Source organism: Parvibaculum sp. (assembly GCF_035511255.1).
GTDB lineage: Bacteria > Pseudomonadota > Alphaproteobacteria > Parvibaculales > Parvibaculaceae > Parvibaculum.
The window spans coordinates 1-23,741 of the sequence record NZ_DATKFR010000146.1; the positions used below are offsets into that span (position 1 = coordinate 1).

The 23,741-nt window shown below is 63.1% G+C and carries 19 protein-coding genes; 9 read left to right on the forward strand and 10 right to left on the reverse strand.

Features of this window, described 5'->3' with window-relative positions; translation table 11 throughout:
• Window positions 1–259 precede the first annotated feature (259 nt).
• From VMR03_RS05130 to VMR03_RS05155, 6 genes are all read left to right on the forward strand, one after another.
• Window positions 260–757, forward strand: a complete 498-nt coding sequence (locus VMR03_RS05130; protein ID WP_325402926.1) for a hypothetical protein — start codon at window positions 260–262, stop codon at window positions 755–757.
• A gap of 914 nt (window positions 758–1,671) precedes the next feature.
• Window positions 1,672–2,946: a P1 family peptidase gene (locus VMR03_RS05135; protein ID WP_325402928.1), complete on the forward strand. Its 1,275-nt coding sequence runs from the start codon at window positions 1,672–1,674 to the stop codon at window positions 2,944–2,946.
• Complete coding sequence (locus tag VMR03_RS05140) at window positions 2,946–4,112, forward strand: serine hydrolase (RefSeq protein WP_325402930.1); 1,167 nt, start codon at window positions 2,946–2,948, stop codon at window positions 4,110–4,112. Before VMR03_RS05135 ends, VMR03_RS05140 begins: the two co-directional genes overlap by 1 nt.
• Window positions 4,109–5,497, forward strand: coding sequence for a peptide MFS transporter (locus VMR03_RS05145; RefSeq protein WP_325402932.1), 1,389 nt, complete (start codon window positions 4,109–4,111; stop codon window positions 5,495–5,497). Before VMR03_RS05140 ends, VMR03_RS05145 begins: the two co-directional genes overlap by 4 nt.
• A 50-nt stretch (window positions 5,498–5,547) precedes the next feature.
• Complete coding sequence (locus tag VMR03_RS05150) at window positions 5,548–6,927, forward strand: aminotransferase (protein ID WP_325402934.1); 1,380 nt, start codon at window positions 5,548–5,550, stop codon at window positions 6,925–6,927.
• Between the two features lie 228 nt (window positions 6,928–7,155).
• Window positions 7,156–9,534 carry a TonB-dependent receptor gene (locus VMR03_RS05155; protein ID WP_325402936.1) on the forward strand — a complete coding sequence of 793 codons (2,379 nt, stop codon included), beginning with the start codon at window positions 7,156–7,158 and terminating at the stop codon, window positions 9,532–9,534.
• Between the two features lie 383 nt (window positions 9,535–9,917).
• On the opposite strand, the gene VMR03_RS05160 is transcribed toward VMR03_RS05155, so the two are convergent.
• The 4 genes from VMR03_RS05160 to VMR03_RS05175 form a co-directional block, all read right to left on the reverse strand.
• Entirely contained in the window at window positions 9,918–10,556 is a 639-nt protein-coding gene (locus VMR03_RS05160; protein ID WP_325402938.1) for an FMN-binding negative transcriptional regulator, read from the reverse strand.
• Between the two features lie 32 nt (window positions 10,557–10,588).
• Window positions 10,589–12,070, reverse strand: a complete 1,482-nt coding sequence (locus VMR03_RS05165) for an NAD-dependent succinate-semialdehyde dehydrogenase (RefSeq protein ID WP_325402940.1) — start codon at window positions 12,068–12,070, stop codon at window positions 10,589–10,591.
• Window positions 12,067–13,359, reverse strand: a complete 1,293-nt coding sequence (gabT, locus tag VMR03_RS05170; protein ID WP_325402942.1) for a 4-aminobutyrate--2-oxoglutarate transaminase — start codon at window positions 13,357–13,359, stop codon at window positions 12,067–12,069. Before gabT ends, VMR03_RS05165 begins: the two co-directional genes overlap by 4 nt.
• A 75-nt stretch (window positions 13,360–13,434) precedes the next feature.
• Window positions 13,435–14,457 (reverse strand): LysR substrate-binding domain-containing protein, encoded by a 1,023-nt coding sequence (locus VMR03_RS05175; protein ID WP_325402944.1) that lies wholly within the window; start codon window positions 14,455–14,457, stop codon window positions 13,435–13,437.
• 502 nt (window positions 14,458–14,959) lie between these two features.
• Between VMR03_RS05175 and VMR03_RS05180 the strand changes: the two genes are divergently transcribed.
• The gene (locus VMR03_RS05180) at window positions 14,960–16,018 is read left to right on the forward strand and encodes an acyltransferase (protein WP_325402946.1); all 1,059 of its coding nucleotides are present in this window, start codon (window positions 14,960–14,962) and stop codon (window positions 16,016–16,018) included.
• On the opposite strand, the gene VMR03_RS05185 is transcribed toward VMR03_RS05180, so the two are convergent.
• Together VMR03_RS05185 and VMR03_RS05190 are read right to left on the reverse strand one after the other, a co-directional pair.
• Window positions 16,015–16,773, reverse strand: coding sequence for a glycosyltransferase (locus VMR03_RS05185; protein ID WP_325402948.1), 759 nt, complete (start codon window positions 16,771–16,773; stop codon window positions 16,015–16,017). The genes VMR03_RS05180 and VMR03_RS05185 overlap by 4 nt on opposite strands.
• Before the next feature lie 45 nt (window positions 16,774–16,818).
• A complete protein-coding gene (locus VMR03_RS05190) occupies window positions 16,819–17,730 on the reverse strand; it encodes a hypothetical protein (RefSeq protein WP_325402950.1) in 912 nt (303 codons plus the stop codon).
• A gap of 153 nt (window positions 17,731–17,883) precedes the next feature.
• Here VMR03_RS05190 and VMR03_RS05195 point away from each other — a divergent pair, with 153 nt between their 5' ends.
• Window positions 17,884–19,068 carry a polysaccharide biosynthesis protein gene (locus VMR03_RS05195; RefSeq protein ID WP_325402960.1) on the forward strand — a complete coding sequence of 395 codons (1,185 nt, stop codon included), beginning with the start codon at window positions 17,884–17,886 and terminating at the stop codon, window positions 19,066–19,068.
• Here VMR03_RS05195 and VMR03_RS05200 read toward each other — a convergent pair.
• Entirely contained in the window at window positions 19,056–19,922 is an 867-nt protein-coding gene (locus VMR03_RS05200; RefSeq protein ID WP_325402952.1) for an NAD-dependent epimerase/dehydratase family protein, read from the reverse strand. The two genes, VMR03_RS05195 and VMR03_RS05200, sit on opposite strands and share 13 nt — an antisense overlap.
• The gene (locus VMR03_RS05205; RefSeq protein WP_325402962.1) at window positions 19,919–20,680 is read right to left on the reverse strand and encodes a nucleotidyltransferase family protein; all 762 of its coding nucleotides are present in this window, start codon (window positions 20,678–20,680) and stop codon (window positions 19,919–19,921) included. The genes VMR03_RS05200 and VMR03_RS05205 overlap by 4 nt, the downstream gene beginning before the upstream one ends.
• A 234-nt stretch (window positions 20,681–20,914) precedes the next feature.
• Here VMR03_RS05205 and VMR03_RS05210 point away from each other — a divergent pair, with 234 nt between their 5' ends.
• A complete protein-coding gene (locus tag VMR03_RS05210; RefSeq protein ID WP_325402954.1) occupies window positions 20,915–21,922 on the forward strand; it encodes a hypothetical protein in 1,008 nt (335 codons plus the stop codon).
• Here the strand turns inward: VMR03_RS05210 and VMR03_RS05215 are convergent, their stop codons facing one another.
• The gene (locus VMR03_RS05215) at window positions 21,923–23,134 is read right to left on the reverse strand and encodes a glycosyltransferase (protein WP_325402956.1); all 1,212 of its coding nucleotides are present in this window, start codon (window positions 23,132–23,134) and stop codon (window positions 21,923–21,925) included.
• A partial coding sequence (locus VMR03_RS05220; protein ID WP_325402958.1) for a hypothetical protein occupies window positions 23,134–23,741 on the reverse strand: 608 nt, incomplete at its 5' end. The genes VMR03_RS05215 and VMR03_RS05220, both read right to left, overlap by 1 nt.

Sequence of the window (23,741 nt, forward strand, 5' to 3'; positions counted from 1 at the left end):
CCCATGCTTTGCGCGGAAAGAACCTTCCTTATTAAGTTATTAATTGGTTAATGTGAGGTTAAGCGGTGGTTGTGGCGACGATCCGATAACGGGCCATGAACAAAAGTCGCGCCGGGGTCTCCGATGTCGCGTCTCGCTTGACATGTCGGTGTGAGAGGTGACCTGTCGTCGCGGTCCCAGCATACGGGGCGCGGGGAATCAGGGTTGGGTGCTGGATGAGGCGGCCGCAGTCGTATTCGACTGCTCCGTGGTGCCCTGAGTGGATGTCGACGACTTTGCTTCTTCGCTGGAGCTGCCGGCGGATGTCGTCGCCGGCGCCGTAGCAGCCGCGGAAGACGAGGCCGACTGCTCGCCGGTTTGTGGCGTGGCGGAAGCCATGGTGGAGGCGGGTGCGGACTCGCTTGAGGTCTTTGTCTCGGTAGATGTACTCGCGGCAGCTGCGGCCGGGGCAGTTGCCGGCGCAGAGGTCGTGGAGGCGCTCTCCGGCTGGGCCGTCGTCGATGTCGCAGAACCCGTCGATGTCGAAGAACTTGTCGATGCCGAAGAACTTGTCGCCGGCGTTTCCGTCTGGACGCTGGAATCGCCTGCAGTGGCCGCCGTTCCGGCGTCTGCGCCGGTGGGGGCGGATGAGGGCTTCTCGGTTTCGACGGGAGCGGCGGGCGTTTCGACCGCCGTCTTCACCGGCTCGGGCGCGGGCGCCTTGTGGGGCGGGGAGGCCGGCGTGGAGCGAGAATCCGATTCAACGGATACCGTATAATCGGTCACGATGCGGGCCTGCGGCCCTTCGATAATCAGCACGCTCTGGCCGACCTTCAGAGGCGTGGCGTCCTTCTGGGTAACCGACACCATGTCGCCGTTCTTCTTCCGAACGATATACTCGAAGCCGGATGTATCCTGGGTGCCGTGGCCGACGACATTGCCGATCAAGCCGCCTGCCACCGAGCCGCCCAGTGCGCCCAAGGCACCGACGGCGCCGGCGCCGGTCTGCGATCCGGCAATTCCACCGGCTGCCGCGCCGGTTGCCGTGCCTACGGTTGCATCGGCACTGATCGAGATCGTGCGAACGCCGACTACGACCCCCGGCTCGACCTTGTTGGCTTGCTGAACGACGTTGCTGGCATAAGTGTCGGGGGAATAGCTCGGCGTACACGCTGCCATGACGAGAGCGAGGGACAGCAGTCCGAGAAGGCCAACACCCTTCCGATCGCCGACTGCACACCGCAATTTATATCCCCGTAGCCTGAATTCTGATCGTGTGTGTCAATTAAGGTGATCGGGAATTGTGGCACCTTTATGGACGATAAGCATATGGAGAATTCGCGATAAGCTCGTCGTGGCGACCGTGTTGGCACCGGGATGGAGGTGTTGCCTATCGAGCACCAGCGACGGCGCGTTAGTCATCTTCCCTGACCGCCTGAAAAAACAGCACACTGCAAGCCTGCCGCCTTGGCGGTTGCCGATAGTCTCGTTCGAAATGGGGACCGCCGTATGCAAAAGGGCCGCAGAGTATCGTTGCGTTTGAGTGAGAGTTTCGGTTGCCGGGGGCGAAGCACCCGGCACCGGCTTTCCTTGGTCGCTGTCGTCGTCAGCCTCGGAACGATGCTTGCGCCGGCCGCATGGGCGGGCGGCCAGGAAAATCTCCAGCCGGTTTTGAATGCGGGGGGAAAGACCTTGCAGTTCGACTGGCCGATGCTGCGTGTCGGGACAGGCGAATATGAGGAAGGCCCGACCGGCGTCACCGTCGTCAGCTTCGCCCGCAAGGTCTACAGCGCCATCGACGTGCGCGGCGGCGGGCCCGGCACGGTCAACAGCGACTATATGCGGTTGGGCTACAACTATCCCGAACTCGACGCGATCGTCTTCGCCGGCGGCTCCTGGTATGGGCTCGAAGGCGCGACGGCCGTCGCCTCCGCGCTCAAGGATGACGGCATTCGCGACGGCGACGCCTTCAGCGACACGCCCAATATCGCGATGTCGGTCGGCTCGATCATTTTCGATTTCGGTCCCCGCCGCCTCAATGAAATCTATCCCGACAAGCGCCTCGCACAGGCCGCCTTCCGTGCCGCCCGGCCGGGCGTCTTTCCGCTCGGCGCGCAAGGCGCCGGGCGTTTCGCGAAGACCGGCAGCTTCTTCGGCTGCAACGCCTATTCGGGGCAGGGGGCCGCGTTCCGCCAGATCGGCGAGGTCAAGATCGCGGCCTTTGTCGTCGTCAACGCGCTCGGCGCGGTGACGAAGCGCGACGGCTCTCTCGCGGCCTGCTACGGCGACAAGAGCTGGCCGAAGGATTTGCACATTGCCGATCTGATGAACGGCTATCCCGACAGCGCCAAGGCCGGTTGGACAGGACCATCCGAAGAAAAGCCGTCTCCGAAGAACACGACGATCAGCCTCATCGTGACCAACCAGAAGCTCGACCCCGCGGAGTTGCAGCGTCTCGCGGTTCAGGTTCACACTTCCATGGCGCGTGCGCTTCAGCCTTTCGCGACGCAGTTCGACGGCGACGTTCTCTATGCCGTTTCGACGGCGGAGTTCGAGCCGAAGAATGCTGAAGAGGGACTGCCGCCGGTCGGGCTCGGCGTCGTCGGCGCGGAAGTGATGTGGGACGCGATCCTTTCGTCGGTGCCGGAACAGCCGGTAGCGCCGGCTCCGCTCGCGAATGCTTCGATCGACGCCAGTCTTCTGCGCGGCTATGCGGGCGATTACGTCTTCAGTCCTTTCGTCGGCCTGCGCGTGACATCGAAAGGCGGCAAGCTCTTTGCCGTCGCCAACGGAAAGCGTCCCGCCTATACGATCGGGAAGGACAAGCCAGTCGAGCTTCTTCCGGTGTCCGAAAACGAATTCGTGGTTCCCGGGCGTTATCCGCTGGTCCTGAAATTCGACGGGCCCGACCGGCTTCTGGTGAATCCCGGCCATTGGGTGCAGACCGGCCTGCGGCAGGCGAAGTGATGCCGAAGCCGGACTCACATGACGCGGAGAACCTCGCGGACGAGCCCGTCGCGTCGATCCGCAGCGTCTATGATGGAAAACTTTTCCCCGACGAGCAGATCAGGACGTTTCGCAACATAGATCGCCTGTTCTCGACGCGCACCATCGCACGGGCCGGGGCGGTTCGGCCGCTTCCGCGACGGGCGACGCCGCTTCGCGATCTCTCCTTCGTCTCCGGCGGCAAGACCTGCGATCTCTATGATTACTATTCGCGCAATCGCCTGACCGGTCTTTTGATAATGAAGGACGGAGAAATCGCCTTCGAGAGATATGAGGCCGGCAACACCGAGCGGACGCGGTGGATGTCGATGTCGATGGCGAAGTCTTTCGCCACGACGCTTGTCGGCGCCGCCATCAAGGACGGCTATATCGGCGGTTTGGAAGATCCGCTCGATCGCTATGTGCCGGAGCTGAAGGGCGGCGGATACGAAGGCGTGAGCGTGCGCGCGCTCCTGCAGATGACGTCGGGCGTGGAGTGGTACGAAGGTTACGAGGACAGGGCGTCGGACCGGCGCCGCATGCTCGAACTGCAGATTGAGCAGAAGCCCGGCGCGATCCTCGACCTGATGGCGTCGCGTCCGCGCGCGGCGGAGCCCGGCACGGTCTGGAACTATAGCACCGGCGAAACGCATATCGTCGGCGCGCTGGTGCATGCGGCGACGGGGCGATATCTCTCGGACTATCTCTCCGAGAAAATCTGGTCGCGTCTCGGCATGGAATCCGACGCGGCCTGGTGGCTCGAGGCGCCGGGCGGGCTCGAGGTCGCTGGCAGCGGCATGTGCGCGACGCTGCGGGACTATGCCCGTTTTGGTCTCTTCATGATGAATGACGGCGTCATCGACGGCGAACGCGTTTTGCCCGAAGGCTGGGTCGCGGAGGCGGGTGCTCCCCGCATGGTCGGCGGCAAGCAGGTCGATTACGGCTTCATGTGGTGGCCGCAACCGTCGTCCACGGGCAGCTTTGAAGACGGCGCTTTTCGCGCCGGCGGGATATTCGGCCAATACATCTACATCAATCCGAAGGAGAAGGTCGTCGTCTGCGTGTGGAGCGCGCGGTCGAAACCGAAATTCTCGGAAGCGATCCCCGACGTCGATTTCTTCAACGCCGCGGTGGAGGCGCTCCGATGACGGTGGCGTATTCGCCCGCGCTTCCCATGCGAACGGAGCGGACGCTTTTCGGGCATCCGATCGGACTCGTCTATATCGTCTTCACCGAGGCGTGGGAGCGGTTTTCGTTCTACGGGATGCAGGGCCTGCTGGTTCTCTACATGGCGAACCATCTCCTGCATCCAGGCGTCGTCGAGACGGTCAGCGGATTTGCCGCTTTCCGCGCTGTTCTCGAATCCGTATTCGGCCCGCTGACGACGCATGCGCTCGCCACACAGATATTCGGGCTCTATGGTGGGTTCATCTATCTGATGCCGGTGTTCGGCGGGCTTGCCGGCGACCGATGGCTGGGGCGGCGGCGCGCCGTGATGCTGGGCGCGGGTTTGATGGCCTTCGGTCATTTCCTGATGGCGATCGAGGGCGCGTTTCTCTTTGCCCTTCTCACGCTCATCATCGGCTGCGGCTTTCTCAAGGGCAATATCGCTGCGCAGGTCGGCGATCTTTATGCGCGCGAGGATCGCCGGCGCGATTCCGCCTATTCGGTCTACTACCTGGCGATCAATGTCGGCGCGGCCGTGGCGCCGCTCATCTGCGGCACGCTCGGCGAACTCTATGGTTGGCATTACGGCTTCGGTGCCGCCGGCATCGGCATGCTGATCGGACTGGTCATCTATATCGCGGGGCGAAACCATCTCCCCGCCGATCCGGTCGTGGACAAGCATGCGGCACCGACACGGCTCAGCGCGAGCGACAAGCGTGCCATCGCCGGCCTGCTCGTCGTTCTCGCGATCTCGATCCTCTTCTGGACCGCGCAGGCGCAGGTCTGGAACACTTATGTGCTCTGGGTGCAGGACCGTCTCGACCGGAGTTTCCTCGGCCTCACCGTGCCGGTGACATGGTTCCAGTCGCTCGACTCCTTCGCCGTGCTTGCTCTGGCGCCGCTCATGCTGTGGTTCTGGCGGGCGCAGGCGCGGCGCGGCGCGGAGCCGGGCGATCTCGTGAAGATCGCGCTCGGTTGCGCGATCTTCGGCTGCGCATGCTTCTGTCTGGGGTTGGCCGAGTTCGTGACGACGGGCGCCAAGGTGCCGCTTCTCTGGGCCGTCGCGTTCCATTTCATCTGCGCGTCCGGCTATCTCTATGTCGCGCCTGTCTCGCTCGCGCTCTTCTCGCGGGCGGCGCCGCCGTCGGTCAACGCGATGATGGTCGGCATCTACTATGTCTCCATCTTCGCGGGCTCCGTCGCCAGCGGTTGGCTCGGGCGCTTCTATCAGGAAATTCCGACGTCGCTTTTCTGGAGCCTGCACGGTGCGATCGTGGCCTCGGCCGCCATCGTCATCGTCGTTGCCTACAAGCCGCTCGTCAGTGTTCTCCAGCTGCGCCGCGAGGAGGAGCGCGCCGCGGGCTGATCGCGTCGTCGACGCGATGAACCAAGTCGTCCTCAAGTCTCAGGAAAAAAATGACACGTAGAAACTACGACCTTGCCGAACTGCGCCGACTGGATGTAGCCCACCATCTGCCCGGGCAACAGGATTATCGCGTGATGCGCGACATAGGCGGAAGCCGGATCATCGCGAGCGGGGAGGGATGCTACATTCGGGACGCGGAAGGGCAGGCCATACTCGACGGCATGGCCGGCCTCTGGTGCGTGCAGGTCGGATACGGGCGCAAGGAACTCGCGGACGCCGCGCATCGGCAGATGATCGAGCTTCCCTACTACAACACCTTCTTCAAGACGGCGATGCCGCCGACCGTCATGCTGGCGGCGAAGGTCGCGCAGCTTCTCGGCGGCGATCTCGAGCACGTCTTCTTCAACAATTCCGGATCGGAGGCGAACGACACCGTCATCCGGCTCGTGCGCCATTACTGGGAAGTGAAGGGCGAGCCCGGACGCAACATCATCATCGCGCGTGAAAACGCCTATCACGGTTCGACGATCGCCGGCGTCAGCCTTGGCGGGATGACCGCGATGCGGGCGCAGGGCGGACCGCTCGTGCCCGGCATCGAGCATGTGATGCAGCCCTATTCCTTCAACGAGGGGTTCGGCGAAGATCCCGAGGCCTTCGCTGGTCGCGCGGCGGATGCGCTGGAGCAGCGTATCCTCGCGGTGGGGCCGGAGAAGGTCGCGGCTTTCGTCGGCGAACCGGTGCAGGGCGCGGGCGGGGTCATCATCCCGCCCAGGAGCTACTGGACCAAGATCGAAGCGATCTGCCGCAAGTATGGCGTTCTTCTCGTCTGCGATGAAGTCATCTGCGGCTTCGGCAGGCTTGGGACCTGGTTCGGATTTCAGCATTTCGGCATCAAGCCCGACATCGTCTCGATGGCCAAGGGCATCTCGTCCGGCTATCTGCCGATCTCCGCGGTGGGTGTGGCGCACCACATCGTCGAGACCCTGCGCGACGCGGGCGGCGCCTTCATCCACGGCTATACCTATTCGGGACATCCGACGGCCGCTGCCGTGGCGCTCGAAAACATCGACATCATCGAGCGCGAGGGACTGGTCGAGCGCACGGCGACGGAAACCGGACCGCTCCTCGCGCGGCACCTTGCGGAGATCGCCGATCATCCGCTGGTCGGAGAGGTGCGGTCGCTCGGGCTGATCGGCGCGATCGAGATCGTGTCCCGCAAGGGGACGAATGAGCGTTTCGGCGGCGCCGAGGGCAAGGCGGGACCGATCTTGCGCGATCTCTGCATCAAGAACGGGCTCATGGTGCGGGCGATCCGCGATACGGTGGTGATGTGTCCGCCGCTGATCATCAGGCCGGCGGAGCTCGACGAGCTCTTCGGCATCATCCGCCGTTCCCTCGACGAGGCGGAACCGGTGCTTCGCGCCATCTAGTCGGCGAGAAGCAGGGAACCGGCAGGCGTTGTCACCCCCGGGACAGCGCCTGCCGGCGTTCGCGCTTTTCCGAAAGTCGGGGCCGGTGCATTCAGGTCACCGAGGTCTTCAGATTTGGCATCTGTTTTCATCTTTTATTCTTGGGATCATCACATTCCGTTCACTCTCGATTTCTCGGGGCTTTCTGGAAATCGGCAGAGAGAAATCAGCTGTCAAATGGGGGACAGAATGAAACTGCACCGATCGAGGCTCAAGACGGCGCTTCTTCTCGCCACGATGCTCACGCCTCTGCCCGGCATCGCGATCGCCCGGGCCGAACCGGCCGCCGGCCAGACCGACGCCCAAACCACGGAGGCCGCCGCGCCGGTGGCCGCAGCCGACAAAGACGACGTGTCGGAGATGATCGTCACCGCGACCCGCCGCAACCAGGCGCTCAGCAAGGTTCCCATCAGCGTGATGGCCTTCGACCAGGAGAAAATGGACGCGCAGGGCATCAAGAATATCGACGATATCGCGCGTCTGACGCCGGGCCTCAACTTCAGCCAGCAGAGCTATTTCTCCGGCTCGAACACCAACATCTCGATCCGCGGCGTTTCCTCGACCGTCGGCACCGGGACGACGGGCATCTATATCGACGACGTGCCGATTCAGCTGCGCTCGATCGGCTACGGTTCAGCCAACACCTATCCGAAGATTTTCGACCTCGAGCGCGTCGAGGTGCTGCGCGGCCCGCAGGGCACGCTGTTCGGCGCGGGTGCCGAGGGCGGCGCGGTTCGTTTCATCACGCCGCAGCCGAGTCTCACGGATTATTCGGTCTATGGCCGTTCGGAGCTTGCCTTCACCGAGGGCGGCGACCCGAGCTACGAGGCGGGTGTCGCCGTCGGCGGTCCGATCCTGCAGGACAAGATCGGTTTTCGCGTCAGCGCCTGGGGCCGCAAGGACGGCGGCTGGGTCGACCGCGTGAATTACGCGGACAATTCGACGGTCGAGTCGGATTCGAATTCGTCGGGCACGCATGCCTTCAAGGGCGCTGTGTCCTTCGCGCTGACGCCGGATCTCCTCGTCACGCCGTCGATCTATTATCAGAAGGAGAAGATCGACGACACGAGCGGATACTGGGAAAGCCTTTCGCGGCCGGGTGACGGCCAGTTCCATAACGGTTATGTGCAGGCGCAGCCGGTCGACGACAAATACGTGCTGCCGTCCCTGAACATCACCTATGATTTCGGCTGGTCGTCGCTGATCTCGACGACTTCCTATTTCGATCGCGATGCCAACCAGACGCGCGATTATACGTTCTTCGATCAGGAGCTTCTGACGCCTGGAAGCCCCTATCCGACGATCCCGGGCCAGATCGCCTCGGGCTTCTTCGGCGAAAAGCAGAACAATTTCACGCAGGAAGTCCGGCTGCAGTCGGACAACAATGCCAGCCGCCTGAAATGGGTCGTCGGCGCTTTCTACAGCCACGAGGACCAGGTCTCGACACAACGGAACCAGGATTATTATTACGAGCAGGTGCTCTACGACAATTACGGTCTGACGTTCGCCGATCTCGGATCCGCCTATCTGCCGGGCGGGTTGGTCTATGACAGCCGCGCGGAAAGCAAATCGACGCAGATCGCCGGCTTCGGACAGCTCGACCTCAACGTCACCGACGAACTCACGCTGACCGCGGGCGTTCGCGTCGCCAAACTCAAGAACAAGCACAGCCAGGTGATCGACGGCTGGTGGGCCGGCGGCCGTGCGGAGACGGCGGGCGAGTCCTCGGAAACGCCCGTGACGCCCAAGTTCGGCGTTTCCTACCAGTACGATCCGAACAACCTGCTCTATGCGTCCGCGTCCAAGGGCTTCCGAGCCGGCGGTGCGCAGACACCGGTTCCGACCTCGATCTGCGGCGCCGATCTCGCGGCGATGGGGTACAGCTCCTCGCCCGATACGTATAAATCGGACAGCACCTGGTCCTACGAAGCCGGATCGAAGAACAATCTCTTCAATCGCCGTCTTCAAGTCGATGCGAACGTCTTCCTGATCAAGTGGAAGGACATCCAGAGTTCGGTCTTCCTGCCGACCTGCAGCTCGGTCTTCATCGGCAACATGGGATCCGTCACCAGCAAGGGTGTCGAGCTCAGCCTGTCGGGACGGGTGGTCGACGGCGTGACGCTCGGTCTCACGATGGGTTACACGGACGCGACCTATGACGAGACGATCACCGGCAATAGCGGTGTGGTTCTGGTTCAGGAAGGTTCGGCGGTCAGCAACATGCCGAAGCTCACCCTCGGCGTGTCGGGGCAGTACGACTTCGCGGTCTGGGACGAGAACAACGGATACGCGCGGTTCGACTATACCTATACCGCGAAAGGTCAGTCCGACGATCCGCATGTCTATTCCTACGATCCGGAACTCACGCCGGCTCCGCCGACCCACATGCTGAACGCGCGGGCAGGTGTCACGCTCTCGTCCGGGCTCGATGTGTCGCTCTTCGTCGACAACATCACGGATGCCAATCCGGGGCTTGCGCGCTATCACTTCTTCTATAGCTCGCCGATCTATACCAACCGGACGTTCCGTCCGCGGACTGGCGGCATCACGCTCGCCTATCGCTACTGAGGACGGCTGCGCGGGCGAAAGCCCGCGCGACCACCCCGGGTCCGGGCTGAACCGGGAGGCGGGGATAAGTTTTGCGCCGGAAAATTCGTCAGCGGAGGATATTTCGTCCCTTGACGAGCGTGACGCTCCTTCCCATCTATCCGGTTATGTCCAGAAGTGCGTCGAAAGGCCCGAGCGGGAAGCTCGGGCCTTTTCGATTCCCGGGATGCGAGGCTGGCTTGCGGGACGCAGGTTCACCGGGAGGACAAGATCTGGTGCGCGCGGGAGGCCCGCCCGGAGGAGTGGAGAAAAGGACCCCACCCGAAAAATCCAAGAGGATTTTTCGACCTCCCCAGGGGGAGGTAAAGACGAAAGGTTCGCGCGGGAAGCTTGGGGTCTTCGCCTCAGTCCAGTCCGAGGGCGGCCATCAGGCGGGCGATTTCGGCGTCGTTGCCGTCGCCGCTCTCGAGCAAATGCTCGATCACGTTGAGCCTGTCGGCGGCGGGATGCGTCTGGTTGAGCTTGGTGACGCCGTCGATCCGCTCGACGGTCAGTCTGAAGGAGCGGATCATGGGCAGCAGTTGCGCGACGCGGCCGTCGGGGGCCTGCTCCATGGACCATGGGTTTTCATGGTCCCGCTCCATGAACGTCACCGTCCGCCGGAGAACGGCGAGCTGGCCTTCCTGGTCGTCGATCGGCTCAACTGTGCCGCGCACCTGGGCGGCGACGTAGTTCCAGGTGGGAACCTGGGGCTTGTCCCGATACCAGCGCGAGGAGATGTAGGCATGCGGACCCGAGAAGACCGCCAGCACGCTCATGCCGTCGTGAAGGGCGGCCGCGTGCGGATTGTTGCGCGCCAGATGGCCGACCATCGTCCGCTCGCTCTCGTCGGTCTCGAAATAGATCGGGATCGACGTTGCGCTAAGGCCGCCCGGCGACTGGTTGACGAGCAAGGCAAAGGGGTAGCGCCGCACGATCGCGGCGGGATCCGTGGCGCGATAGGCCTGCGGCGCGTAGAGCGACGGCTCCATGTGTCGAACCATGGCGCGTTCCCCTTTTTCGGTTTTCTTCTTGTTTAAAGTGCCGGAACGTCGATGCAGACCATCCTGACGTCGAGATAATCGTCGAGCCCGTAGTGAGAGCCTTCGCGACCCAGTCCGGATTCCTTGACGCCGCCGAAGGGCGCGACCTCGGTGGTCAGCAGGCCGGTGTTGATGCCGACCATGCCGTATTCGAGCGCATCGCTGACACGATGGGCACGGGCGAGGTTACGGGTGAAGAGATAGGCGGCGAGCCCCGCGGCATTGTCGTTGGCGAGCGCGACGGCGCGCTGTTCGTCGTTGAAGCGGATGAGGGCCGCGAGCGGGCCGAAGGTTTCCTCGTGGCAAAGAAGCGAGGCCGGCGACACGTCGGCCAGAACCGTCGGTTCGAAGTGCCGGCCATTGTCATGCGGCTTGCCGCCCGTGAGAAGGCGCGCGCCCTTGCTCAGCGCGTCGTCGACATGACGGGCGACCTTCTTGATGGCCGATTTGCAGATCAGCGGGCCTTGCTGGGTCAGAGGATCGGCGCCGTTGCCGACGGCGAGCGCCTTTGCGCGTTCGGCGAGCTTCTGCGCGAAGGCGTCGTAGACGGCGTCATGGATCAGGAAGCGGTTGGCGCAGATGCAGGTCTGGCCGGAATTGCGGAACTTCGACAGCATGGCGCCTTCGACCGCCGCGTCGACATCGGCGTCCTCGAAGACGATGAAGGGGGCGTTGCCGCCAAGTTCGAGAGAGACACGCTTGACCGTGTTCATGGCGCGCGCGGCAAGCTGCTTGCCGACGACGGTGGAGCCGGTGAAGGTGAACTTACGGACGCGCGCATCTTCGATCAGCACGTCGCCGATCGTCCGGGGCTCTCCGGTCACGACGCTGAAGACGCCCGGCGGAAGCCCCGCTTCTTCCGCGAGCACCGCCAGCGCGATTGCCGAGAAGGGCGTCAATTCGGAGGGCTTCAGGACCACGGTGCAGCCGGCGGCGAGAGCCGGCGCGACCTTGCGCGCGATCATGGAGGAGGGGAAGTTCCACGGCGTGATGGCGGCGACGACGCCGACCGGGGCCTTGTTGACGAGGATGCGCTTGTCGGGCCGGTGGGCGGGAATGGTGTCGCCATAGGCACGGCGCGCTTCCTCGGCGAACCATTCGACATAGGCGGCCGTGGACTGGACTTCGGCCGCCGCCTCGGCGAGCGGCTTGCCCTGTTCGGTCGTGATGAGGCGCGCGAGATCCTGCGCGTTTGCTTCGATCAAAGCGTGCCAGCGGCGCAGAAGCTGCGAACGCTCGCGCGCCGTTCGCGCCCGCCATTCGGCAAAGGCCTGATGCGCGGCGCCGACCGCGTGCTCGACGACGCGTTTCGAGAGCGACGGGATCGTGCCGATCTTTTCGCCGCTCGCCGGATCATAGACCGGCAGCGTTTCCGGCGCGTTGGTCCAGACGCCGCCGACATAGGCGGATTCCCGAAAGAGGTTCGGGCGGGCGAGCGACTTGATGCCGGTTTCGACGCGAACATGCCTGTTCATGCGGAGGCCTCCTCGACGGTGAGCGCCGCCTCGAGGAGATCGAGACCTTCGTCGACGATCTCGTCGGAAGCGGTGAGCGGCACCAGAATGCGCAGCGTGTTGCCGAAGGTGCCGCAGGTGAGCAGAACGAGGCCGCGTTCGAAGGCGCGGTTCGTGACGGTCTTCGCCATGGCGCCGTCGGGCGTATCTTCGCCACGCGCCGAGAAGATGTCGAAGGCAACCATCGCGCCGAGGCCGCGCGGCGCAGAGACCGGCAGAAGATCGTTGCGACCGGAGAAGGAGGCAATGCGGGCGCTCAGCTTTTCGCCGACGGCGGACGCGCGGGCGCAGAGCTTTTCTTCCTCGATGATGTCGAGCACGGCGAGTGCCGCCGCGCAGGAGACGGGGGAGCCGCCATAGGTTCCGCCGAGGCCGCCGGGATCGATGGCGTCGAGAATGTCCCGTCTGGCGATGACGCCCGAAAGCGGGAAGCCGCCGCCGAGGGCCTTGGCCACGGCCAGGATGTCCGGCTCGACGCCGGAGTGCTCGATGGCAAAGAGTTTGCCTGTCCGGGCGAAACCGGTCTGAACTTCATCGGCGATGAGGAGGATACCGTGACGATCGCAAATGGCGCGCAGCGCGACGAGGAGTTCGGTGGGTGCGACGTGGAAGCCGCCTTCGCCCTGCACCGGCTCGATGATGATCGCGGCCACGCGGGCGGGCTCCACATCCGCCATGAAGAGGAACTCAAGCGCCCGCAAGCTTTCGGCGACGGACACGCCGGAGGCGGCGCCGGGGAAGGGCAGGTGGAAGACTTCCGCCGGCAGGGGGCCGTAGCCCGTCTTGTAGGGCGCGGTTTTTCCGGTGAGCGCGGTCGCCATCAGCGAGCGGCCATGGAAGGCGCCGGTGAAGGCGATGACGGCGGAGCGGCCGGTGACGCGGCGCGCGATCTTGACCGCGTTCTCGACGGCTTCGCCGCCGGTCGTGAAGAAGATCGTCTGGGCGGGCGCGGAGAAGGGCGCGAGCGCATTCAGACGCTCGGCGAGCGCGATATAGGGCTCGTAGGCCATGACCTGGAAGGCGGTATGCGTGAAGGCGTCGAGCTGACGCTTTGCCGCTTCAATCACCTTCGGATGACGATGGCCGACATTGAGCACCGCGATGCCGGCCGCGAAATCGACGTAGCGGCGGCCTTCGGCGTCCCAGATTTCGGCGTTCTCGGCACGGGCGGCGAAGGCCGGCGTCGCATTGCTCACGCCGCGCGGAACGGCGGCGACGCGGCGCATCTGAAGGTCGGCATTGGCGCTCATGATATCCCCGGCATGTTCAAGAGAAGCCGAAACCTCTCAGGAAGCCCCCGTCGGAGGAAGATGCCAACCGCGATCCTAGCGGTGCCCTGCCGTCACCAGGCATTTGGTGGCGAGAGCCGTCGGGACTTCCGCCGCGACGGCGGCCAGGAGCCAGTGCCGGAAGCGCGCGATCTGCGGTGCGTTCCAGCGGTCGGCGCGGGCGACGAAAAGATAGGCGCCGAGCGGGATGTGTTCGAAGAGGCCGGCGCCGACTTCGACGAGGCGGCCGGCGGCGATGTCGTCGGCGGCGATCAGATGATTGCCGAGGGCGATGCCGCGACCGCGCCGGGCGGCGTCCAGCGTCAGATGCCCGTGCCAGAGCCGCGGACCCGACAACGCTTCCTGGTTGGTCACGCCGTGGTCGGAAAGCCAGGCGCTCCAGCCGTCATAGCTTTCTTCGTGAAGAAGCGCATGGCCAAGCAGATCCTCGGGACGCTCGATGTCAGGGCTGCGCGCGACATAATCCGGGCTCGCGAGCGGGACGGTGGGCATGCGGGCGATTTCGACCGACCGCACGCCGGGGGGCAGGCTCAGGGGAGGGCCGTAGGCATTGGCAAAACGAATGTCGACATCGGCCTCGTGCCTGGCGAAATCGGGGCACATATCCGTCGGCCGCAATTCGATGTCGAGACCGGGATTGGAGGCCTCGAAGACGGAAAGGCGGCCCATCAGCCAGTGAAAGGCAAAGCCGGGCATGGCCCATGTGTGCAGCCGATTGTTGTCGCTGCGTTTCATGAGGTCGATGGTCGCGCTGGCGATGGTGTCGATCGCGACGGCGATCCGCTTGTGATAGCGCAGGCCGTCCTCGGTCAGCAGAACCCCGGTGCGCGTCCGCTCGATCAGCGTCGTGCCGGTCCAGGCCTCGATGGCGCGGAGATGGCGGCTGACGACGGCATGGTCGAGGCTGAGCATTTCGGCCGCCTTGCGGACACCGCCGAGCCGCGCGACGGCGTCGAAGGCTCTCAACGCGGCGAAGGGAGGAATCGCGTTGCGGGGCGGAAGGCTTGCGTCATGCCCGTCATGGGCAGGCGGATCTTCCGCTATTTTGAACTCCGGCATACTCAATTTCCCCAAGTCTGCTCCGAAATATCGTCGGATCGGCGTCTATCCGAAGCCTGTCACCTCGCCAGCATTGGTCCTTCGGTCTCCACAGGCAAGAGCAATGCCAGAAAACTTTGAGGCCCCTTGCAGGAGCCGGCGGACGAAATGAGGCGAACATTGGCGGATCAAAGCCGGCTTGCGCGGGCGGCGAAGGCCCGGACAGCGGCGGAATATGTCCGGCAGGCAGCCTTTGCGACGGGCCGGCCTCAGAGAAGAAATGGCGTGAGCGCGCCGATCGGTAAAAAATGATATTGCCTAAAAGAAATGCAAACGAGGTGCTGGCGGGCAGTTTCGCGCCGCCGGTTCCCGAATGATCCACCAAGCGCAGCGGAGCGGAGCCAAGCGGCTCACGAGACCGTCGATGACGGCAAGGGGTTCATCAACGTACTTGCCAGACGGAGAATCTGGTAAATCAAATCATGTGCCAGAGCGGGCATCAAAAGAAAAAAGGTGCTCCTCAATGCTGGCATCATCTACGTCGGAACCCAAACTGGCGGGCCTGCAAGCGCTTCGCGGGATCGCCGCTTCGCTTGTCTATATCCAGCACGTATTTGCTTTTGCCGATGCCGCAACGCCCGGCCCGACAGACATTCTGTACAGTTTCCAGTTCGGTGGATTGGGGGTCTATATCTTCTTTGCGCTGTCGGCCTATCTCATGGCGACGAAAGTTTCGGATCCACCGCTGAAATTCGTCATCGACCGCGTCCGCCGCATCTATCCTACGTTCTGGATCGTGCTCATCATCGCGACGGTGGTGACGTATTATCTCGCCGGCACGCACGGCACCACGTGGCAGCTCTTTTTGTTGTTGCCGATGGGCGAGCGGCCATGGGCCAATGTGCCGTACTGGACGCTGTATTTCGAGCTCACCTTCTATGCCTTCATGTTGCTGCTGATCGTACCGTTCGGGAAGCGCGCAATATATCCCGCCATGATCGGACTTCTGGCCAGTTTCGCCCTGTCCGGATCGGTCACCAACACGGATCATCAATTTCCGATCGGCGGATTGCTGTTTTTCAACAAGCTGTCGCTCTATTTCCTCGCGGGGATCGTCGCCGGACTTCTGCCTCCGCCGAAGAGCGGCAAGATTTATGCGGCGGTCGGCCTCGCGGCGTTCTACGGCATTCTTCATATTTATCGCGTTCCCGGCGTGAACACGCTGATCGGACCCTATATCGGCGTGCTTCTGGCGCCGGTGTGGGCCTTTTCCATGTTCTGCTTCGTCCGGGCGGCTCTTGCCTGGTCCGCGGAGGGACGTATCGGATCGTTGCTGGCGCGGCTCGGAGATCTCTCCTACGGCATTTATCTGATCCATCTCGTACCGCTCAACGCCATTGTCGTCCTGCTGACCATGTACGGATTGAAACTTTCCTATTGGCAGGTCGCGGCGCTGATGTTCGTCAGCGCCTTGCCGCCGGCAATCGCGATGGGGCTGATCGATCTGCGCCTGCAGAAGGCGTTGAAGGGGGCGACCCGGCGCTTGCCGATGCTGATGCGTCTGCGCCGTCAGCCGGCTTAGGGCGCAGCTTTCCGGGGCGGAGGATCGCCGAAATCCTTCGCGCCGACGAGCGTGCGGAACATTCCCGGCGGTATGGCCGGATGGCTTCTGCTTCTGGCGGTGCGGGATCCCAGAGAATTCGAACGTACACGGATCATATGGCCGGTGTCGGGCACGACCTTGTGACGAGCGCCCTTCGCGATCACCGCCATGTTCCATCCCCAATCCTCATAGCCGCGCCCGATGCTGAGATTCGTCGTCGGATAGGGAACGGCGCGCAGGAGATCGGCGGAGCAGAAACCAAGCGCCGTCCACTGGTTCTGCACCGCCAGCGCCGCGAGGTCGTAGTCGGGATCGTCCATATCGACATGGGTGAGGACACGCTCGGCCTCTCCGAAATAGACGGCGACCTCGGGATGCCAGACCGCGAGACGAGCGTCTGCCGACGCCGCCGCGAAGGCGGCATGAAGCCAGTTTTCGCTCCACAGGTCGTCGGCGTCGAGAAGAGCGATCCAACGCCCCCGGGCTGCCGCGACCGCGCGGTTTCTGGCTTCGCCGAGATCGTCGACATCGAGTTCGAGTTGGCGATAGGGGACGTCGAAGGCCACATCGCGAAAGACGTCGCGCGTGAGCGCATCCGAACAATCCAGCGCCGCGACGACTTCGACTTCAAGTCCCCGAGACCGCGCATAGCCAACGGCCGCGCGCAGGCTGGCGAGGGACGGCCGCGCCAGGCCCTGCTCCCGATGACCGTTTATGACGGCTGTAATGTCCACCCTTGCGTGCCCTGCCCAGAAAGACCGTCCGAAATTCCGTCGCGCCTAACGACGGGCCCAGATGCGTTTCAGCCAGGATAGCAGCATCTCCGCGCGCGGAACCCAGGGGCCGCGAATGAAGGTCACCTGCGTATCGTGACTCCAGAACTTCCCGTATCGCTTCCGTATCCGCCGCGGCAGAGGCGCGTCGAGCAGGACGACTTCCTTGATCTCCAGACTGCGGACGACAATGTTGACCAGCCTTATGCGGGAACCGGAGTCGACATCCTCCAACATGATCTCGCGGCCGCTGCTTGCGACGGCTCGCACCGCGGCGCGTTTGCGATTGCCGCCGGCGCGCAGATCGAGGAAGAGCCATGGTAGGTTCGACGGGAAGAGAGGATCGTTCAGGGGGCCGACGGCCTGATGCAGGCGAGCAGCATCATATCCCGTTTGCTCGCCAACGATGAGCCGATCCGGCGAGGAGTCCAGCGACCGCAGCAGCGTGAGCCAAGCTCTGTGCAAGGGACCCTGTGCCATGCTCGATTGACCGGGGAGCGTCTCTACGCGCGCTTCCATGCCGGATTGCGCAAGGGCGGGATCGAGGACGGCCTGCTGGGCGATGACGGCACGCACGAGCGCGGCGTCGTAGCTGCGGAGCGGCAGATGGCCCCGGTGGCGGCCCGTCCGAAGATAGTAGACAAGGGGATTGCTGCCGGTGGAGCGGATTTCCGGATAGGTGTCCAGATACCACGCCGGATCAAAACCGGGGCCTGGCCGCGCCCGACTGATGGCGCCGGTCTCAAGATAATGTGCGAGCGGATCCGCCTCGGCGTCATTCAGTCCGTCGTTGCGCGAGAGATAATAGCCCGCATCAAAGAGACCGGAGGACTCGACGAGCGCACGGTCGTTGACGGACGATCGAGGAGGGCGATGCTTGCCGCCGAACAAGCCGAGTTGCCGCCTGGGTGCCGTCATCGCCCCTTCTCGCGTGGAGTTCGGAAGAAATGGCCGGGTGGGCACGGTTGGTTGCCAGCCAATGCCGTCGGGCGTATATACCTTGCTGTTCACGGATGGGCTAGGGCTATAGTGAATCTTCTAGAAAATTTGCCGGATGTCGATTTGTCGTCTGTGGCGACGCAGCGTTCGGAGTCTCTCTTTTCAGCCGACCTCGACGTCTTTCGCGAAGGGATATTCGAGTTCGTTCGCGGAAAGCGCGTCCTCGTCGTCGGCGGTGCGGGAAGTATCGGCGCGAGTACATTGCGCGAGCTTCTTTCCTACCTTCCGGCGGCTCTGCATGTCATCGACATAGGCGAGAACGCATTGGCAGAGCTGACCCGCGATCTGCGGTCGCAGGCCGATATTATTCTGCCGCCGGATCTGCGTTTCCTGCCGATCGATTTCGGCGGATTCGCCACGCAGCGCCATCTGGCCGAGGAGGCGCCTTACCACCTCGTGCTGCATTTTGCCGCTCACAAGCACGTCCGATCGGAAAAGGACGTGCCGTCTCTGTTACAGATGCTCGACACGAACGTACTGAAGCTCGCGCGGTTCCTTCGCTGGCTGGAGCGTTATGGCCATGCGGCGGATGTCTTTGCCGTTTCGACGGACAAGGCGGCCAACCCCTCCAGTTTCATGGGGGCGAGCAAGCGGCTGATGGAACACGTGCTCTTCGACGGCGCCGCGCAATTGCCGCCGAGGCGCTCCGCGCGGTTCGCCAATGTAGCATTTTCGAACGGCAGTCTCCCGCAGGCCTTCCTGCTCCGGCTTGCGCGCCGCCAGCCGCTTGCGGCACCGGAGGGTGCGCGGCGTTTCTTCGTCAGCCTGCGCGAGGCAGGGGAAATCTGTTTGTTGGGCGCCTGCGCCGCGCCGGCCAATCACATTGTGTTTCCGACGCTCGATCCCGCAACAAATCTCAGGCCGCTGCTTGAGATTGCAGAGGGCGTGTTGTCGCATTTCAAACTCAAGCCGTCCTTCTATCGCGACGAGGTCGCCGCCATCCGCGCGGTCGATGTCGAACTGTCCAATGGCCGCTATCCCATTATCGTCACGCCGCTCGATACGGGCGGCGAGAAGCCTTACGAGGAATTTCTCGGAGCGGGAGAGAGCGCTGTCGAGATCGGCTTCGAGCAGCTGAAGGGAATTCCCTACGAGGCGGCTCCCGCCGACCTCGGGGCGGTCATCGAGGAACTCGTCGCCTGCTGCGAGGATGTTTCAAAGCCTGTCACCAAGGACCATGTCCAGGCGGAGCTCATGAAGGTCGTGGCCGGGTTCCGCCACGCCGACTCCGATCGGAATCTGGATCAGCGCGCCTGAGCGCGGAGGGACACGACCAGATCGCCGAGGCCGCGTTCGAATTCGATGGCGGGGCGCCAGCCCAGATCGCGGCCGATGGCGGAAATGTCGGCGATCGTGTCGGGGATTTCGTTCTCGCGGACCTTGCCCTGATCGACGATCGGCCTGGAGACGCCCGCCGCGTCCATGACCAGCCGCGCGACCTCGGCCACCGAGTGCGAACGGCCCGATCCTACATTGTAGGTATGACCTCCCGCATGGCTCTTCAACGTCGCCGCGACGACCGCGCGTGCGACGTCTGCGACATGGACATAGTCCCGCCGCGGCCGCGTATCCGGAAGTTCGATGGCGGGAGAGTCCGGCGCCAACACCTGCCGCACGATGCTCGGTATGAGAAAGCGCGCGTCCTGGCCAGGTCCATAGATGTTGAACGGGCGCAGCACGGTCACCGGTACGCCGAATTCGCGTGTGTAGAACCGGCAGGCATCCTCGGCACATATCTTCGAATATGCATAAGGATTGGAGGGGCGCAGGGGGGCCTCCTCGACGATGGGCAGGGTATCCGGCTGGCCATAGCAATAGGCGCTGACGAAGACCAGCGAGACGCCGTTGCGCCGGCAGTAGTCGAGCACATTCACCGTACCTGCCGCATTGACCCGGTAGAATAACGCCGGCTCCTGCCAGGAGTGGGGGACGAAGGTCTGCGCCGCCAGATGAACGACCGTGTCGATCTTTCCGAAATCGCCCAGCTCCCTCGTCACGTCGAGTTCCGGACGCTGCGGCGCGATCACATCCTGCCGCGCATCGAGAAGTCGTTCCTGTACATGGTGTCCGAGGAACCCGCGCGCGCCCGTCAGAAGAATGCGCTGCGTCACAGGAAACGGTCCCCGTCGCGGACGATCAGGTCGTTGGCGATTTCGTAATCGTCGGGCCGCCCGATATCCAGCCAGAAACCGTGATGCTGCTGAATATTCACTTTTTCGCCAGCCGCCAGCAACTTCAGCATGAGCTGATCGAACCCGAACGCCCCGGTTTCCGGAATATGCGGCAGAACGCGACGCGAGACCGCATACACGCCCATGCTCACCACATGCTCGACGACCGGCTTTTCCTGGAAGTCGACCAGGTGCCCCTCATCGACGGACAGAACGCCATATTCGACGGTATGCTCGCGCCGGGTGGCCGCGACTGTGAATATGGCGTCGGACGCGGAATGTCGTTCGAGAAGCGACGTGAAATCCAGATCGGTCAGAATGTCCGCATTCACCACCAGAAAATTCTCCGGCAGATCCGAGATGATCCGGAGCGGGCCTATGGTCCCCAGCGGTTCCTCCTCCAGCGAGTAGGATATCTCGATGTTCCATCGGCTGCCGTCGCCAAAATAGGCGCGGATAAGATCGCCCATATGGTTGATGGCGAGCACGACCCGTTGAAAGCCCGCGCGCACCAGGCGCTCGATCATCAATTCCACGATCGGCTTGTCGCCGACAGGGACGAGAGGTTTCGGGATCGTCGTCGTAAAGGGCCGCAATCGGGTGCCTTTTCCACCGGCCAGAACAATGGCGGTCCTCAGAGACCGGCCGCGTATCCTTGGAGGGGTGGGCTCTTCCGAGGGCTCATGCCCGTCTGCAATTTCCATACATTCTCTCATACTGCCGCCGGTTCTATAACATTCCCCGCATAGTATTATTTATCTAGGCCCACAGTTCGCCCGGTCTTCGAGAAATGGAGGCTCTTCCGGAATAGAAAACTGCGATCGTGCACGATATTGAATTGCGACGAATCCCCAGAGAACTTGATACTGGCATTCCCGAAGAGACTAAAGGACAGAGGCCGTCCGGTCTGAAAGATATTGAGAGGGAAATGGATGATTGATCGGGCCGAGACGACAGTCTTCCTGCATATAGGATTGGCGAAGACCGGCACGTCATATCTTCAGACGATGCTGGCGCGGAATCAAGGCGCCTTGCTTTCTCACAATATTGTCTACCCGGACGATGTGTCACTGGCTTCCGCACGCAAGGGGGCGATCACCAGCGGCAATGGCGTCGCATTCGCGAAGTTCCTGGGCGCTTCCTTTCCCTCGGACCAGATATCGACGTTGCAGATATTGCCGACGATCTCGTCGGCGCTCGACGCGGGCCGCCATGTCCTTTTCTCGTCGGAGACCATGAGTATCCTCGATGACCGGTCAAGTGCGCGACAGGCGGTCGACGCCATCCGCGCCCTTGGATGCCGGGTGCGGGTTATCGCCTATTTCCGATCGCTCGCAGATTATGCGCTGTCGGATTACAGCCAGCAGATCAAAAGCGGGACCACCACGCTTGGCTTCGTCGACTGGCTCCATGAAAGCAAGGCGGCAAGCCGACAAGACCGCGTCCTGACAAATGCGCTCGGCGTCTTTCACGAAGAGGAAATTATCGCGCTCAATTATGAAACCGGGCTACCCGATCTTTTCCGGCATTTCCTGACGAGGGCGCTCGGTATCGAGGACGTTTCGCAATTCGAATTCGCGCCGATGAGGGTCAACCGTTCGCTGACAGAGGTGGAGACCCTGCTAATGCGTGCGATGGCGCCCGTCTTCACCAATGCGAGCCAGGCGCGCGTAGCCTCCGACGCGATGCTGATGTCCGCACCCGAAACTTCAGCGTCGCGCGCGATTTCATCACACGCCATGGAGCTCATTCGAGCGCGCGGCGAAGAGGGGCTTTCGCGCATAAATCGTCTGCTCGGCGACGATCCCGTCGCTCTGGCAAGCGGCGATATTGAAGTTCACGAAGCCCCGGAGAGAAAGCTAAGCGAGGCGGAGGGGGCGCTGGCCGCGGCTCTTGCCGGCATTATCCGATTTGGCAAGGTCAACATTAATTTCGAATGATCAGACTGCGCCGATCGTCAGCGTAGCGGCGACGCGGCGATAAATATCCCATATCCGCTCGCGATTGGATTCGATGTTCCACCGCCGGCGGATGGCGGTGAGATTGCGCGACGCAGCCTCGTCCACGAGGCGATCATCCGTCAGCACGTCGACGACGGCATGGGCAATGGCCCGGGTATCGTCAGGCGGGACGAGGCGACCGGTTTCGCCATCGACGAGCCACTCGTCGGCGCAGGAGGAGATGCTCTGGATCGGGAAGGCGCCGACCGTCATCGCTTCCAGTGTCATGGTCGGCATGCCGTCCGAGATGCTGATGCCGATGACGGCACGGGCGCCGGCCATGCGCCGCATGGCGTCGTCGGGATGGGGCAGATAGGGCAGCGGCTCTATATCGATGTTCAGTTCGTCGGCCATGCGAGCGGCCCAGGTTGCCGGTTGAGGTCCCGGCACCAGTATGCCGATCGAAAATCCGCGGAGCTGTTCCCGCGCAAGTACAAGAGCCGAGAGCGCCAGAAGGCTGCGGCCCGCCCAATTGTGGTAGCCCTTGACGATGATGCTTTTTCGCGCGGAGGGCGGCGTCTCGGAGAAGGCCGCCAACCTGTCGACGTCGATGCCTCCCGTCGCCGGCATCGCCTCCAGCGTCGGTCCCGCATAACCGAGACGACGAGCTATGGTGAGATCGCGCGCGGCATCCGGCAGGAAATAATCGATGCTGGTGCAGAAGCGCCGCAGCACATTGCGATGGCGCTCAAAGCGATGAAAAAGAAGGAGATCGCTGCCCCAGCTGGATGCGATCCAGGGCGGTCTCGATCTGTCGAGCTGTTTCAGGGTATCGAGGCAGAGATACCCGGCAAGCTGCGTCTCCAGCGAATGTAGCAAATCCGGCCGATAGGCGTTTATCACTGCCAGCAGGCGCGCAGGCGACGCCATGTAATCGGTATGAACGAAGGTGTGCGTACAGAGCACAAAGTCCCTGTCAGCGTTGAGCCGGGCTTCTTCCACGCTCCCGATATCCGCTGGCTCGACGATCCAGACGCCCGGCGCGAGATCGGCCGTCACCGCTTCGAGCGGGATCCGCTTGAATTCCGGCGGCAACGGCACCTCGGTACGAAGGACGGGAAAAAGCAGAATCGTCGCACGGCCGTCGTCGATCATCCGCACCCAGCGGTGCAGATGCGGACTGTTATGCATGCCGACGAGCAGAATGCGCATTATGGCGTAAGGTGTGTGAAGGGCGCCGGCGTCTGCTCCGATGCGATCAGCGTCGCAAGCCGACGCGCCATGGCCGTCGTGTCATGACCGTCGACGAGTTCCACCCATTGGATCGGTTTATCGGTGGGCTGGAACAGGAGCCCGACCAGCGGCCGTCGCGTCCTGTCGAAGAGTTCGCGCTCGGCGACGATCGTGTTCGCATCCTCCATGACGGTGAAGAAGGCGTCGACGCGCAACCTGGCGATTTCCTCGAAGCTGTGCACCACGACCTCGACCCCGTGATCGAAGGAGAATGCTTCCAGCGCGGAGAGTTCGTCTCCCGAACGGGTACTCAGCACATGCAGCGGCGTGGGCCCCAGCCGATCGGCGACAAGGCCGAGCGCCGCGAGTGCGTGAAATCCGTGTGTCGTGGCTGTCTCGCGTATATCGACGAGAAGATCGAGCGACGTCGACGGTCGTTTCTGCGCACCTGCCGCCGCCGCACTGCGCTCGCGGGACAAGGCCTGAGGCAGAGTGGTTGGACCGATACGATATGAGCCGATATCCGGCCGGCGGGCCACCGGTTTCCCGTCGAGGCCGACGAGCCGGTAATGGAAGCTGTGCGGAA

What these genes read in the sequence shown, in the direction of transcription:
- VMR03_RS05140 (WP_325402930.1), top strand. Translation starts at nt 2,946, where the DNA reads ATGCCGAAGCCGGACTCACATGACGCGGAGAACCTCGCGGACGAGCCC.
- VMR03_RS05145 (WP_325402932.1), top strand. Translation starts at nt 4,109, where the DNA reads ATGACGGTGGCGTATTCGCCCGCGCTTCCCATGCGAACGGAGCGGACG.
- VMR03_RS05150 (WP_325402934.1), top strand. Translation starts at nt 5,548, where the DNA reads ATGACACGTAGAAACTACGACCTTGCCGAACTGCGCCGACTGGATGTA.
- VMR03_RS05155 (WP_325402936.1), top strand. Translation starts at nt 7,156, where the DNA reads ATGAAACTGCACCGATCGAGGCTCAAGACGGCGCTTCTTCTCGCCACG.
- VMR03_RS05160 (WP_325402938.1), bottom strand. Translation starts at nt 10,556, where the DNA reads ATGGTTCGACACATGGAGCCGTCGCTCTACGCGCCGCAGGCCTATCGC.
- VMR03_RS05165 (WP_325402940.1), bottom strand. Translation starts at nt 12,070, where the DNA reads ATGAACAGGCATGTTCGCGTCGAAACCGGCATCAAGTCGCTCGCCCGC.
- gabT (WP_325402942.1), bottom strand. Translation starts at nt 13,359, where the DNA reads ATGAGCGCCAATGCCGACCTTCAGATGCGCCGCGTCGCCGCCGTTCCG.
- VMR03_RS05175 (WP_325402944.1), bottom strand. Translation starts at nt 14,457, where the DNA reads ATGCCGGAGTTCAAAATAGCGGAAGATCCGCCTGCCCATGACGGGCAT.
- VMR03_RS05180 (WP_325402946.1), top strand. Translation starts at nt 14,960, where the DNA reads ATGCTGGCATCATCTACGTCGGAACCCAAACTGGCGGGCCTGCAAGCG.
- VMR03_RS05190 (WP_325402950.1), bottom strand. Translation starts at nt 17,730, where the DNA reads ATGACGGCACCCAGGCGGCAACTCGGCTTGTTCGGCGGCAAGCATCGC.
- VMR03_RS05210 (WP_325402954.1), top strand. Translation starts at nt 20,915, where the DNA reads ATGATTGATCGGGCCGAGACGACAGTCTTCCTGCATATAGGATTGGCG.
- VMR03_RS05215 (WP_325402956.1), bottom strand. Translation starts at nt 23,134, where the DNA reads ATGCGCATTCTGCTCGTCGGCATGCATAACAGTCCGCATCTGCACCGC.